This window comes from uncultured Kushneria sp. (assembly GCF_947497025.1).
Taxonomy (GTDB): Bacteria; Pseudomonadota; Gammaproteobacteria; order Pseudomonadales; family Halomonadaceae; genus Kushneria.
In genome coordinates this window covers 52,878-65,938 of record NZ_CANMFC010000008.1, presented here as the reverse complement: position 1 = coordinate 65,938, position 13,061 = coordinate 52,878, and the positions used below count along the sequence as shown (strand labels likewise).

14 protein-coding genes are annotated in these 13,061 nt (G+C 62.3%); 4 read left to right on the top strand and 10 right to left on the bottom strand.

Annotated features, from left to right (window positions below; translation table 11 throughout):
• Positions 1-15 precede the first annotated feature (15 nt).
• The 5 genes from Q0931_RS14630 to Q0931_RS14610 all read right to left on the bottom strand — a co-directional run bounded on the left by Q0931_RS14630 (position 16) and on the right by Q0931_RS14610 (position 6,099).
• Positions 16-855 (bottom strand): putative RNA methyltransferase, encoded by an 840-nt coding sequence (locus Q0931_RS14630; protein WP_299261558.1) that lies wholly within the window; start codon positions 853-855, stop codon positions 16-18.
• Entirely contained in the window at positions 852-2,015 is a 1,164-nt protein-coding gene (solA, locus tag Q0931_RS14625) for an N-methyl-L-tryptophan oxidase (RefSeq protein WP_299261556.1), read from the bottom strand. Before solA ends, Q0931_RS14630 begins: the two co-directional genes overlap by 4 nt.
• The gene (locus tag Q0931_RS14620; RefSeq protein ID WP_299261554.1) at positions 2,012-3,289 is read right to left on the bottom strand and encodes a dicarboxylate/amino acid:cation symporter; all 1,278 of its coding nucleotides are present in this window, start codon (positions 3,287-3,289) and stop codon (positions 2,012-2,014) included. Before Q0931_RS14620 ends, solA begins: the two co-directional genes overlap by 4 nt.
• Positions 3,290-3,365: 76 nt before the next feature.
• Positions 3,366-4,787: a protoporphyrinogen oxidase gene (gene hemG / locus Q0931_RS14615; RefSeq protein WP_299261552.1), complete on the bottom strand. Its 1,422-nt coding sequence runs from the start codon at positions 4,785-4,787 to the stop codon at positions 3,366-3,368.
• Between the two features lie 109 nt (positions 4,788-4,896).
• Positions 4,897-6,099, bottom strand: coding sequence for an MFS transporter (locus Q0931_RS14610; protein WP_299261550.1), 1,203 nt, complete (start codon positions 6,097-6,099; stop codon positions 4,897-4,899).
• 190 nt (positions 6,100-6,289) lie between these two features.
• On the opposite strand from Q0931_RS14610, the gene Q0931_RS14605 reads away from it, so the two are divergent.
• The gene (locus tag Q0931_RS14605; protein ID WP_299261548.1) at positions 6,290-6,577 is read left to right on the top strand and encodes a LysR family transcriptional regulator; all 288 of its coding nucleotides are present in this window, start codon (positions 6,290-6,292) and stop codon (positions 6,575-6,577) included.
• A gap of 62 nt (positions 6,578-6,639) precedes the next feature.
• Positions 6,640-6,948: a LysR substrate-binding domain-containing protein gene (locus Q0931_RS14600; protein ID WP_299261546.1), complete on the top strand. Its 309-nt coding sequence runs from the start codon at positions 6,640-6,642 to the stop codon at positions 6,946-6,948.
• A 73-nt stretch (positions 6,949-7,021) separates the two neighbouring features.
• Here the strand turns inward: Q0931_RS14600 and yghU are convergent, their stop codons facing one another.
• The 4 genes from yghU to Q0931_RS14580 all read right to left on the bottom strand — a co-directional run bounded on the left by yghU (position 7,022) and on the right by Q0931_RS14580 (position 9,696).
• Positions 7,022-7,888: a glutathione-dependent disulfide-bond oxidoreductase gene (gene yghU / locus Q0931_RS14595; protein WP_299261544.1), complete on the bottom strand. Its 867-nt coding sequence runs from the start codon at positions 7,886-7,888 to the stop codon at positions 7,022-7,024.
• A 128-nt stretch (positions 7,889-8,016) separates the two neighbouring features.
• Positions 8,017-8,742: an SDR family oxidoreductase gene (locus Q0931_RS14590; protein WP_299261542.1), complete on the bottom strand. Its 726-nt coding sequence runs from the start codon at positions 8,740-8,742 to the stop codon at positions 8,017-8,019.
• Between the two features lie 40 nt (positions 8,743-8,782).
• Positions 8,783-8,908 carry a hypothetical protein gene (locus Q0931_RS14585; protein WP_299261540.1) on the bottom strand — a complete coding sequence of 42 codons (126 nt, stop codon included), beginning with the start codon at positions 8,906-8,908 and terminating at the stop codon, positions 8,783-8,785.
• 50 nt (positions 8,909-8,958) lie between these two features.
• Entirely contained in the window at positions 8,959-9,696 is a 738-nt protein-coding gene (locus Q0931_RS14580; protein ID WP_299261538.1) for an SDR family oxidoreductase, read from the bottom strand.
• Positions 9,697-9,833: 137 nt separating this feature from the next.
• On the opposite strand from Q0931_RS14580, the gene Q0931_RS14575 reads away from it, so the two are divergent.
• Positions 9,834-10,721, top strand: a complete 888-nt coding sequence (locus tag Q0931_RS14575; RefSeq protein ID WP_299261536.1) for an aldo/keto reductase family oxidoreductase — start codon at positions 9,834-9,836, stop codon at positions 10,719-10,721.
• 96 nt (positions 10,722-10,817) lie between these two features.
• Here Q0931_RS14575 and Q0931_RS14570 read toward each other — a convergent pair whose 3' ends face one another.
• Positions 10,818-11,174, bottom strand: coding sequence for a YqaA family protein (locus Q0931_RS14570; protein ID WP_299261534.1), 357 nt, complete (start codon positions 11,172-11,174; stop codon positions 10,818-10,820).
• Between the two features lie 603 nt (positions 11,175-11,777).
• Between Q0931_RS14570 and Q0931_RS14565 the strand changes: the two genes are divergently transcribed.
• The gene (locus tag Q0931_RS14565) at positions 11,778-13,016 is read left to right on the top strand and encodes an MFS transporter (RefSeq protein WP_299261532.1); all 1,239 of its coding nucleotides are present in this window, start codon (positions 11,778-11,780) and stop codon (positions 13,014-13,016) included.
• Positions 13,017-13,061: the final 45 nt, after the last annotated feature.

Below are 13,061 nucleotides of genomic sequence, written 5' to 3'. Positions count from 1 at the left end.
AGAGAAGGGAGCGCTCTACAGGCGCCGGCTGCTTCTGAACTGCACCTCCACCGTGACATCCAGATGGGTGAGCGCCTCGGCCTTCGCCCGCCCTTCAGCGCTGGCGCGATAAAGGTGCGGCGTCATCACCAGCAGATCAAGAATCTGCTCACGGCTGCTCAGCGAGCGCGCATGGCGCAAGGTGTCGACTCCCTCAAGGGCAAATCCCGGTGCGGGGGCCTGACGCGGCTCGCGGGGGGCCTTGAGCGTCGGATAGATGATCTCTCGCAGCTCAATCAGATGATCCGGCCCGGCCTCGACCTCCAGCAGCAGCCCGCCGGGCTTGAGTACGCGGGCGAACTCGGCAGGCGTCGGGAAGCCGAACATGCACAGCACCACATCCAGGCTTTGATCCGGCACCGGCAGCGCGGCATTGCTGCCCACCACCCACTGCATGCGCCGGTCACGCCCGGCAGCGGCCTGCACCGCCCATTTGGAGATATCCAGCCCCAGCAGTGACAGCCGGCGCGCCGACTCGACACCGGCCAGCTCGCGCAGGTAGTAGCCCTCACCGCAGCCGGCATCCAGCACGGCCAGCGCCTCATGCGCCGAGCCATGGGACAGCACCCGGCGGCTGACGGCCTCGGCAATGCCCTGATAGTGATCGGCTTCCAGAAAGCGCCGACGCGCGGCGATCATGGCGCGGCTGTCGCCCGGATCGCGGGAGCGCTTTTTCTGCACCGGCAGCAGATTGACGTGGCCCTGGCGTGACACATCAAACGTATGGCCCTGTGGGCAGCACCAGCCTGACTCGGTACGCGACAGCGGCTCGTGATCCAGCGGGCAGATCAGTGACGTGAACGGGGCGATCGTCATTTGACGCTCCCTTCCAGCGATGAAAACCGCGCCAGACCAAACAGGGCCAGTTCCGGCAGGCGACGCTGCTGATCCAGCCATATCCCCAGTGCCTCGCCCAGCGCACTGGCAAACTTGAAGCCGTGACCGGAGAACCCGCCGGCCACGATCAGCCCCGGCAGCGGCTCATCAATCAGGAAGTGCTCATCGGGGGTGCGAATGTATTGACACACCGCACCATGACGCAGTGCCTTGATGCTCGGGAAGTAGCGATCCACCACCTGCTGGAGCTCGCTGACATCGTCTTCATGCTTGCCGAAGGCCGCCATCGTCTCACCGGGTTCAAGCGGCTGGCCGCTGTCGTGTCGCCCTATCTTGAAGCCGGCGCCCTCGATATCGGGAAAGCCGTAATAGATGGCGCCCGAGGGTGTGGTCAGGCTGAAGCCCGGGAAGTGCGCCTGCGCGTAGCGTGAATCACACGCATACCAGGCAAAGGTCTTGCGCACGCGCGTGAGCGGAAGATCAACCCCGAGTTCCGCCATCAGCGGTGCAATGTGCTGACCGGCGCAGAGCAGCACGCGCTCGGCGGCAAAGCGTCGCCCGTCGGCGCAGATGGCGACCCAGCCCCCCTGCGCGCCGGCCTCAAGGCGAATCACCTGCGCGCCGGTGGCAAGCGCTATACGCGGGCTGCGCTCAACGCGCGCGCGCCAGCACGCAAGAATGCGCTCGACATACAGCACGCCGGCATCATGCTCGAAACAGCCGTGCATCGATGTATCCAGCGACCAGCCAGGCCAGCGGCGGGCCAGCTGGTCGCCCGAGAGACTGTCGAGCGCCAGGCCATGCTGGCGCGCGCTGGCCTCGACCTGCTCGATAAAGGGTGCCTCCGGAGGGCCGACATTGACCACGCCGGTAGGCAGAAAAAGCGTCTCGCCACTCTCTTGTTCCAGCTGCTTCCAGAGCCTGAGGGCGCGTCGGGCCAGCGGCACGTAGCTGCTGCCCTCGCCGTAGGCCTGACGCAGCAGGCGTGTTTCGCCGTGATGGGCGCCGTGTTCATGCGGGGGGCTGTGGGCATCCAGCAGCTGCACGCTGGCCTCACCATGGCGGGCCAGCCAGTCGGCGGTCGCCAGTCCCATGCTGCCGGCGCCGATGATCAGATAGTCCGTGCTCGGGGTCGTCACAGCCGAGGCTCCCTTTTGGCGGATTCGACGGGAACCCTGGCCGATGGACCGGATCGGGTGCGGCCCTTGCGCTCGGTGCGCGCAATCAGCGCCGTACCCGCCAGATCGCCGGTCACATTCAATGCCGTGCAGCCCATGCCCACCAGCGCATCGATCGAGGTCAAAAGCGCGACGGTCTCGATCGGCAGGCCCACCTGGGAGAAAACGGTGGCAATCATGACGATGCCCGCCCCCGGTACCCCGGCGGTGCCGATGGAGATCAGCGTGCCGATCAGCACGATCTGCGCCATGGTGGCGATATCCAGCGGCGTCCCCATCACATTGGCGGCAAACACCGCCGAAATGGCGATCCGGATTGCCGCGCCGTCCATGTTGATGGTGGCGCCAAGCGGCAGGCTGAAACCATAAAGAGCCTGTGGCAGCCCCATACGACTGGCGGCGTTGAGACTCAGCGGCAGCACACCGGAGCTGCTCTGGGTGGCAAAGGCCGTCGCCATGGGCGTACGCGCTTCGCGAAAGAAATCCCACAGGCGCACGCCAAAAAGCTTCATCAATACGCAGTAGACCAGCAGATGTACGCCGAGCGCGATGTAAAGCACCATCACCATGTCGCCCAGCGATAAAATGGTCTCAAGCCCCTGCTGGCTGACCGTATTGGCCACGATCGCAAACACGCCGATCGGAACAACATGCAACACGCCGGCCATCACCTTCATCGTGACGGCATTAAGCGCCTCCAGCAGGCGATAGAGGTGATCACCCATCTCGCGCTGGGCGTCACTGGTGCGCATGAACAGCAGCGCCAGACCGAACACCACGGCGGTAAAGATGATGCCCATCAGATTGGGCTCGGCAAACGCCGAGACGATGTTGCTGGGTACGATGTTCAACAGCACCTGCACCAGCCCCGGGTTCTCCGGCACGCTGACGCTGGCACTGGTGTCCAGCGTCAGGCCCTGCCCCGGATCGAACAGCGTGGCGACCGCCAGCCCTACCACGATCGCCAGCGCCGTGGTCACCACGTAATACAGCAGCACCTTGCGCCCGAGGCGGCCCATACTGCCCACATCGGCCTGGTTGATGCCGACCATCAGGGTAAAGAGCACTATGGGTACAATCAGAAACTGCAGAAGGCGCAGCAGCAGATCGCCAAGTGGCGAAAGCCAGGTGACGTACTCACCGCCAAGCAGACCGGCGACCACACCCAGCACCAGCGCCAGCGTCACGCGCAGGATCAGGGAAGTGTTGATATAGAGGCGAAAGAGAGTCTTCATGATGGGTCCTTTGCAACACCGGATTCAGGGCGGCGCTGATGTCGACGCGCGACGGTACAGAAGTCGGGGCAGGTTGTCATGTGCTGACGCGTTGACCCGGCCGCGACTCACCACCGGCGATCAATTCTCCCAGTTTTCGCCCGTTTTCCAGGCAATCCCCCACCGCAATGCCGTCACGCCAGTTGCCGACCAGGTGCAGCCCTGTGTGGTGGGCCAGCGCCTGATCCAGGCGCCTGATCCGCTCCAGATGTCCCAGCTCATACTGCGGAATGGCCCGCGGCCAGCGGCTGACCTGCTGCCAGACCGGGTCGCCGCGAATGCCCAGCAGATCGCGCAGATCGTAAAGCACCTGCTGAACCTGCTCGGCATCGCTGCCCTCGGCAGCTTCGGGCTGGCGACGCCCGCCGATGAACGCATTGATCAGGCAGTGCCCGTCCGGGGCGCGACCTTCAAAGATCGTCGAGGAAAACAGCGCGCCCAGCGTGCGGCGTTTTTCAATGCTCGGAATCAGCACGCCAAAGCCATCGAGGGCGTGGGTGACGTCCTCGCGACGAAAGCCCAAAGCGATCGCGTTGACCGGCGGATAGGCGATTTCCTCAAGCGGCGCGGTCAGTGACGCATCCAGTGGCGCCAGCAGTTTCACCGCCACGGGCGCCGGGACGGCCAACACCAGCTCGCGCGTGCGAAAGCATCGCCCTGCACTGTCGGTGACCTGCCAGTGATCTCCTGCTTTTTCGAGGGCCACCACCTCGCACTGGCACTGGATCTCGCCGCCGTGGGTCTCGATTTCCTCCCCGAGCCGCTCGACCAGACGCTCAAGGCCCGAAGGAAAGCTCATCAGCTTGCCTCGCCACTCGGCCGGCATTTCAGGCGTTGCCCGACGCGATTGCCAGAGCCTTGTCAGGCCGCCGCGAATCAGCGAGCCATATTCCTGCTCGATCGCGACCAGCCGTGGCATCGCGGCCTGTGCCGAGAGTCTTTGCGGATCACCGGCATAGACGCCCGACACAAAGGGGTCGACCATGCGCTCCAGCACCCGCCTTCCCAGGCGGCGCTCGACAAAGCCGGCCAGACTCTCCTCCTCGGCCTGACTTTTTTTGACGAAGGGTTCGCGCACGATCTGTGACCAGCCCTCTCGCCCGATCAGTGGATTATTCAGCGCCTGCAGCAGATGGGTCGGTAGCGCGACCGGCGCGCCATCCATGGCCACAAACCGCTTTTGGGCGGTCGGGTTGGCCGACTGAACCTCGTCCAGCAGATTCATTTCCTCAAGCAGACGATAGAGCGGTGGCTTCATGATCAACGTGTTGGGACCGATTTCGGTCTGCCAGTCACCGTCGCGCCGGCTGCTAATGTTGCCACCCACACGTGACGCCCGCTCCAGCAGCACAACCCGTTTACCGCCCCTGGCCAGCACTCGCGCACAGGCCAGGCCTGTCGCACCGCCACCTACCACGATCACATCAAGCATGTCGCCATTCGGACTGCCTTCTACCATCACCTCTGCTCCTGTCCCTGGCACCTGTCTGCACAAGATATTCCCATCTCACAACAGCATACGCAGCCCGGGCCGGCGAGGCGACACTCGCCTCACGACGCCTTCGCGCTCACGAGCATGCCTGCATGCGCTGTCTATCGCAGACATGGCCTGTCACGATACGCAGCAGTATGAAAGCCACGCCCACCGCCGCAAAGCTCCAGCCACTGACCAGCGTGCCCGGCATGCCCCAGGTGGCAATGAACCAGCCACTGACAGAGGAGGCACACACTGTCCCAAAGTTGGCCGAGGAGACAAAAAGGCTGGTGGCAAACTCCGGTGCCTCCGTTGCCGCCGAGCCCAGCCATATCTGACAGACGACAAGCCCGCTGGTATGTGCAGCCCCCCATAGCAAACCGATGGGCAGCATTGTCGCCATGTCGGAGGACCCCAGCATCAGCAGCAACAGATACGCCATTGCCAGAGTCAGCGGATATCCGAGCACCGTCATTGCCTGCCATCGCCCCAGCAGGCGACCCGCGAGCAGATTGCCGGCCACGCCACCGATACCGAAGACGAACAGCAAAAGGCTAATGGTCTGACTCGAGAAGCCGGTGATACGCCCGAGGTATTCGGCGGCGTAGCTATAAACGGAAAACATCGCGCCGAAGATGGCCACCGTCGCGCCAATCGAATACCAGATGGCTGGCTTGCGCAGCACGCTCGACACACTACCCTGCTGTGCAGCCCCCTCGCTGGACTGGGCCGGCAGCATGAGCCAGAGGCCGATGGCCGCGATCAGATTGACCAGCGCGCAGAAATAAAATGACGCTTCATAAGAAATGGTGGCTTCAATCCAGGTGGTCAGGGGCACACCAATGACCAGCCCCATACTGGTGCCCACCAGCGCCCTGGCCGTGGCCTGCGTCGCCTGTTCGGGTGGATAAAGCGCTACCGCTGCGGCAAATGCGGCCGAAAAAAATACTGGATGCAGCAGGGCCGACGGCACCCTCAGTACCATCAACATGTTGAAGCTGGAGGCCCAGGCAGAAAGCAGACTGCACAGGCTAAACCCCAAAAGCGCAGCCACCAACACCTTGCGGCGATCAAAGCGACTCAGCCACAGCACCATAAAGGGCCCGACCACCGCCACGATCAAGGCGAAAAACCCTACCAGCCAGCCGGCATGTGCGACCGACACCCCGTAGCGCTCGGTAATGGTCGGCAAAACACCCACCACACCAAACTCAACGGCATAGAGGCCAAGGCGATAAAAAAGAGCGAACGTCCCGATTGAGCCACGCCTTGCGCTCCTTTGGTCGCGATGACCCATGGAGGCGACAGCTATCCGATTGATTCAAAAACATCCTGCGTATCATGACATTAACCTTCGACTATCAAGAGTCGGAGACCCTACAGATGCCTGCTGGGACAGACAATGTGGTCATGAGGCCGAACACATAAGACATTTTTGTCCGCAATCCCTCTGACTTCGGACAGCATCGATGCACGGCCTTCACAGCATGAACATTTTTCTTCACGTTGCAGAGTCACTGAGCTTTACCCAGGCGGCCCGTCAACTGGGAGTTTCCGCCTCTGCGGTAGGCAAGAGTATTTCAAGGCTGGAAGCTCAACTGGGGGTGCAACTGCTGTATCGCAGTACGCGCAGCATGACGCTCACCGAGGAAGGCCGGTACTTCCTGACCCGCAGCCGAAACATTCTTGATGATGTGGCCTCACTTCAGCACGAGCTGACGGCCCATCAGCACAGGCCCATCTTGATGATGTGGCCTCACTTCAGCACGAGCTGACGGCCCATCAGCACAGGCCCAAAGGCCACCTGCGCCTGAGCCTTCCCAATGCACGTGCCCTCATGCTCCCCATTCTCAGCGACTTCACTCGTCTTTATCCGGAGATCACCCTTGATCTGGACTTCAACGACCGTGTGGTCGACCTCATCGATGAGAAATTTGATGCAGTGGTCCGTGCGGCCTGCCTGCCCGATTTCGCCATTCACGATGCGCTTGTGGCAGGAAAGCTCGAGCGCGTCCTGCCGGACCAGACAGGACGCAGTGGCACCTTTCATATGCTCTGGCCGTCAAACCGCTATCTCACCTCCAGACTTCGGGTGCTGATCGACCACTTCAGTGCCCGACTTTCGGCGCCATCATTATCGCAGTAACGTCATCAACCGAGCCGGACAGCAAAAAGCCCGGCTCGGCGCCGGGCTTTTCACTTTCTGACCCTGGTAAAAATCAGCTCTGACCGATTTTGTCCTGCGTCTTCGTATCGAAGTCGCTGGCATCGTGGCGTTCGTGGAGCTGGGTGTCCGGCTCACCAAAGGTGCGATTGACCATGCGGCCACGCTGTACCGCCGGACGAGCGTCGATCTCTTTCGCCCAGCGCACGACGTGCTCATAGCTTTCCACCTGCAGGAACTCGGCAGCATCATACAAACGGCCCAGCACCAGCTGGCCATACCAGGACCAGATGGCGATATCGGCAATGGTGTACTCACTGCCGGCCATGTAAGCGTTATCAGCCAGATGGCGGTCAAGCACATCAAGCTGACGCTTGGCTTCCATGGTGTAACGGTCGATCGGGTATTCGAGCTTCACCGGCGCATAGGCATAAAAGTGCCCGAAACCGCCCCCCAGGAAGGGCGCGCTGCCCATTTGCCAGAACAACCAGTTCATGGTTTCAGTGCGAGCGACGTGCTCACTCGGCAGCAGCTCGCCAAACTTCTCGGCCAGATACAAAAGAATCGAGCCGGACTCGAACACCCGCGTGGGCGGTTCGCTGGTGTGGTCGGCCAGTGCCGGAATCTTGGAGTTGGGGTTGAGTTCGACAAAGCCGCTGCCGAACTGATCGCCTTCGCCAATGTTGATCAGCCACGCATCGTATTCGGCCCCCTCATGACCGAGCGCCAGCAGCTCCTCAAGCATGATGGAGGCTTTCACGCCGTTGGGTGTGGCCAGCGAATAGAGCTGAAAAGGATGCTTGCCGACCGACAGTGTCTTGTCATGCGTGGGCCCGGCGACCGGACGATTGATACTGGCAAACTTGCCACCGCTTTCCTTCGGTTCCCAGACTTTCGGCGGCGTATATTCCTGATCACTCATGAGTCATTTCCTTGTCGCTTGCATGTGGGTGTCTGACACCCGGCGTCAGGAGAAAAGATAGCCTGTTAACGAAAAGGCATCGACCCTGAATCCCGTGCCCCATCGATCTCACGCGCATGAGCGGTGTGTTACCAGGCAAGCGTCTGCCCTTCAAAATCCACGAAGCGCTGCTCGACCTGCCCCAGCGCGGCTTCCAGCACGTTCACAAGCCCCGTCACGCTCTGCTCGACCGTCACCGGGGCATCCTCACCGCCCATGTCGGTCTGCACCCAGCCCGGATGCAGGTTGAGCACGCCCACACCCGCCGGTATGGCCTCATTGATGGCAAACCCGCGTGACAGGCTGTTGAGCGCCGCCTTGCTGGCCCGATAAAGCTCACGATCGCCTGATTCATTGAGCGACACGCTGCCCATGCGCGAGCTCAGAAAGCCGATCACACCCTCGGGGGCCATGGCCGGCAGCAGCGCGCGGGCCAGGCGCAGCGGCGCCATGGCGTTGAGATCGAAAAGCTCACCGACTTCCTCCGGACTCGCCTGCTCGGCGCGCTGATGGTCCGGCCCCATGATACCGGCCGAGATCACCAGCAGATTCAATGTGCCTGTCCCGAACGCTGCAGCCAGCTCACCGGGGCGGGACGATTGGGCGAGATCAAGCTCGATCATTTCAAGTGCTGCACCGTACTGTTTCTGCAGCGCCGAGAGCGCCTGCGGCAGGCGCGTGGTATTACGTACCGTGGCTGTGACCTGCCAGCCGCGTGCGAGCATCCCCCGTACCAGTCCCAGTCCGATCCCGCGGGAGGCGCCCACGACCAGAGCGCGGTGCCAGAAGGGTTCAACGGTTGCGTTATGGCTCATATCCTCTCTCCATGGTCGTTCTATTCAAGGCGTATTTGATTTAAAACATGGGGTTGTCGTTGGCGGATGCTTCCGGTACTGCATGGACCACATCCCGGTGCTCGATGACTTTACCGTCATCGACGCGGAAGATATCCACCACGGCTTCACTGGAGCCGGCGACCATTGATCGAGTGGACGATATCCAACAACATAAAGGCACCTCAAACCCCCGCCTCAGGCAAACCCTCCGTTGGCACGCAGTATCTGGGCGTTGACCCAGCCGCCATCAGGACCGACCAGAAAGGCGACGGTGCCAGCAATCTCCTCGGGCTGGCCCAGCCGCTCAAGCGGCGCCATGCCGGCAATATGGGCCACCTGCTCCTCACTCTTGCCTTCGAAAAAGAGCTCGGTGGCGACCGGCCCTGGCGCCACGGCGTTGACCGTGATCTCACGTCCGCGCAGCTCATTGGCCAGCACCTTTACCAACCCCTCGACGCCTGCCTTGCTGGCGATATAGGCCCCGTAGCCCGGAAAGGATTTCGCCAGCACACTTGATGACAGCGCGATGATTCGACCGCCCTGTTCCAGCACTTCAGCGGCTTTTGCCATCACCAGCCAGCTGCCGCGCAGATTGACTGACAGCGCGCGATCGAGCACGTCCAGGCTGTCGGTCGTGATGTGACCCATCTCCATGATGCCGGCATTGTGAACGACCACATCGAGACGTCCGAACCTTTCAAGCGTGGTGGCAAAGAGTCTCTCGACCGCCGCGGCGTCGCTGATATCAGCCTGAACAGCCTGTGCCCGCCCGCCGGCCGTTTCGATGTCGGTGACCACTGCCTGAGCCTTCTCGGCGCTGCCGGCGTAATTGACGATGACGGTAAAGTTGCCCTCCGCCAGCTTCAGCGCAATGGCACGGCCAATACCGCGGGATGCACCGGTGACAATGGCCACCTTTTGCTGCTTGCTCATGAGTCTGCTCCATGTCCGGGGTGAACTTCTCTTGCTCGGCATTGCAGTACACGCCACTGCAACGGTCAGGACTACACTGACCATAGCCTGTCCCGCCCTGACAGGCTTTTCGGTCATCCATGTCGAGGAGAAGTCGCATGATCAATATCAGTGCCGCAGGCCGCTATACGCTGGGCGCCTGGCAGGTCTGTCGAATGGGGTATGGCGCCATGCAGCTGGCCGGTCCCGGTGTTTTCGGGCCGCCAAAGGACCCGGCCATGGCCCGTCGCGTGTTGCAGGCGGCCATCGAAGCAGGTGTTGATCATATCGACACCTCCGATTTCTACGGCCCGCACGTCACGAATCAGCTGATCCGCGAGGCCCTGCACCCGTACCCGGATCAGTTGCACATCGTGACCAAGGTCAGCGCCCGACGAGACGAAAAAGGCGGCTGGCTGCCGGCGCTTTCCCCCGAGGAGCTGACCCGAGCCGTGGAAGACAACCTGCGCCATCTGGGTCTTGAGGCACTGGATGTGGTCAACCTGCGCAGCATGATCGATACGCACGGCCCGGCAGAAGGCTCGCTGGAAGGTCCCTGGACCACCCTGCTCGAGTTAAAGGAGCGCGGGCTGATCCGCCATCTGGGACTGAGCAATGTCACTGCCACTCAGGTGCGCGAGGCACAAAAGAGCGGTGAGGTGGCCTGCGTGCAGAATCAGTACAACCTGGCCCGGCGTCTGGACGACGCGCTGATCGACGAGCTGGCCACGCAGAACATTCCCTACGTGCCCTTCTTCCCGCTCGGCGGCTTCACGCCGCTTCAATCAGACGCCCTTGATGAAGTGGCCGCGCGCATCGAGGCCACCCCGATGCAGGTTGCGCTGGCCTGGCTGCTGCAGCGCTCGCCCAATATTTTATTGATTCCGGGCACCGCGTCGCTTTCGCATCTTGAAGAGAACCTGGATGCTGCCAATCTGCTGCTTCCCCACGCGGAGCTGGCCGTACTGGATCAGATCGGTCAGGGTGAGGCGCACGGCAGCGCGTAATCAGGGCGTGTATGCCAGCAGCGCGACTTTCCCGCCAGCGCCTGCTCCGATGCCGGCCCGTTTTCAGGGCCGGTATCGCCGGGCAGACGCCCGGGCCTACAGGATCAGCATGCTCAACACGATATAGCGCAGCGCCTTGCCAACCGTGACAAGCGCCAGAAACCAGAGCAGATTGACCCGCAATATGCCGGCGATCAACGTCAGCGGATCGCCGATGATCGGCACCCAGGAAAGCAGCAGCGACCAGCGCCCGTAGCGGCGAAAACGCCGCTCGGCACTGATCATGAGCCCGGGCTTCTGGCGCTTGAGCCAGCCCTGGTTGGCCCAGTACCCCATGGCGTAGCTCACGACCGACCCCAGTACATTGCCGGTTGTGGCAATGATCACCAGCGTGACCGGCGCGCCACCCCCGAGCAGCAGCGACGCCAGTATGGCTTCCGAGCCCAGCGGCAATAGCGTGGCCGATAAAAAGGCCGAAATGAACAGTCCGGTCAGACCGATATCCAGTAGTTCTCCTCCATGACACCACGCTGACAGGGGCCGGTATGATCAGAGACACCCCTCCCGATCGCCCCCACCCTCACAGGGAGGCGACCTGACACTTCGATGCCTGAATGGTGAGCGATGCAGGCCTGCGTGAAGGTGTCCAGACGCGTGCCGGCCGTCTGGCATAAGGCCAGTGGCCATTTTTCAGAATCAGGCTTGGGCCCTGTCGGGACAATGACAAAAAGGGCCGGCGCCAGGCAATACCTGAAAATGAAGACAGCGGGTGGCGTACGCTGGCCAGCGACATGCAGGCCCGGGGAATGGCTTCTGCCCTTTTCGGCTCGATAATGGCCTTCTGCACCGGCCGACCGACGGCAGGCCCGGCCGTCGGCGAGCTCGAAAACCCGCTACACTGATGACTTTGCCGGCCCCTTCACGGCGCGTTCTACGCCGGATGAAGGCCGCTGGTCCCCCTTCGCTTTGGCATGGACGCTGACAATCTCTTCATGATCGATCGCTTTTCGATGACCCTTTCAATGCCCCCCAATGATGCTGCACGCCTGATGTCCCATGCGTGATCGCCGGCTTTTTCGCTCGCTGAGCGTCTACAACTACCGGCTCTGGTTTGGTGGTGCGCTGGTGTCCAACATCGGCACCTGGATGCAGCGTATCGCCCAGGACTGGCTGGTGCTGACGGTGCTCACGGCCAATGATGCCAGCGCCATGGGGATTACCATGGCACTGCAGTTCGGCCCGCAGCTTTTGCTGCTGCCGCTGTCCGGCTTTGCCGTGGACTACCTTGATCGCAGGCGCCTGATCATGCTCTCTCAGGCGTTGCAGGGTCTGCTGGCGCTGGGCCTGGGGCTTTTGACCCTGACCGGCGCCGTGACGCTCTGGCAGGTCTATCTTTTTGCGTTCGGGCTGGGCTGCGTGACGGCCTTTGATGCCCCGGCGCGCCAGGTCTTTGTCAATGATCTGGTCGGCGAGAAGTTTCTGGCCAACGCCGTGGCGCTCAACTCCACCTCGTTCAACGCCGCGCGCATGGTGGGCCCGGCCGTGGCGGGCATGCTGATTGCGGCGGCAGGTACCGGCTGGCTCTTTATCATCAATGCGGTCTCCTTTGCCGCGGTACTGGGCGCGCTGTGTCTTTTGCGCGTCAAGGATCTGCACATCACGGAGCGAGCCACGCAGCGCCGCGGCAGCCTGACCGAGGGCTTTCGCTACGTGCGCCATCGCCCTGATCTGAGCGCACTGCTGATCATGCTCTTTTTGATCGGCACCTTCGGGTTCAACTTTTCGGTCTTTATCTCGACCATGTCGGTCAGTGTCTTTCACGGCGATGCCCACCAGTACGGGCTTTTGACCACCTGTCTGGCCATTGGCTCGGTGATCGGAGCACTGCTGGCCGCCCGGCGTGAACAGCCGCGCATGAGTCTTTTGCTGGTGTCGTCGTTGTCATTCGGCGTGTTCTGCCTGCTGGCCGCGCTGGCACCCAGCGTCTGGCTCTTTGCCATCGCGCTGATGCTGACAGGGCTTTCGGCACTGACCTTCATGACTGCCTCCAACGCCACGATGCAGCTCACCACGACGCCGGCCATGCGCGGGCGCGTGATGGCGCTGCGCATTGCGGTCACCATGGGCGGCACACCGATCGGCGCCCCCATCGTGGGCGCCATCGCCGATCACGCCGGCCCGCGCTGGGCGATGTTGGTAGCCGCGGCGGCAGGGCTTGGTGCGGCCTGTGTGGCGATGCGGGCGATCTCTGCCGAACACCGCCAGGGCGCACAACAGATCGACGGTCGCGACTAGCACTTTCAGCACTGCTGGAGCGTTGATTTCGCTTCTTTTTCTCAA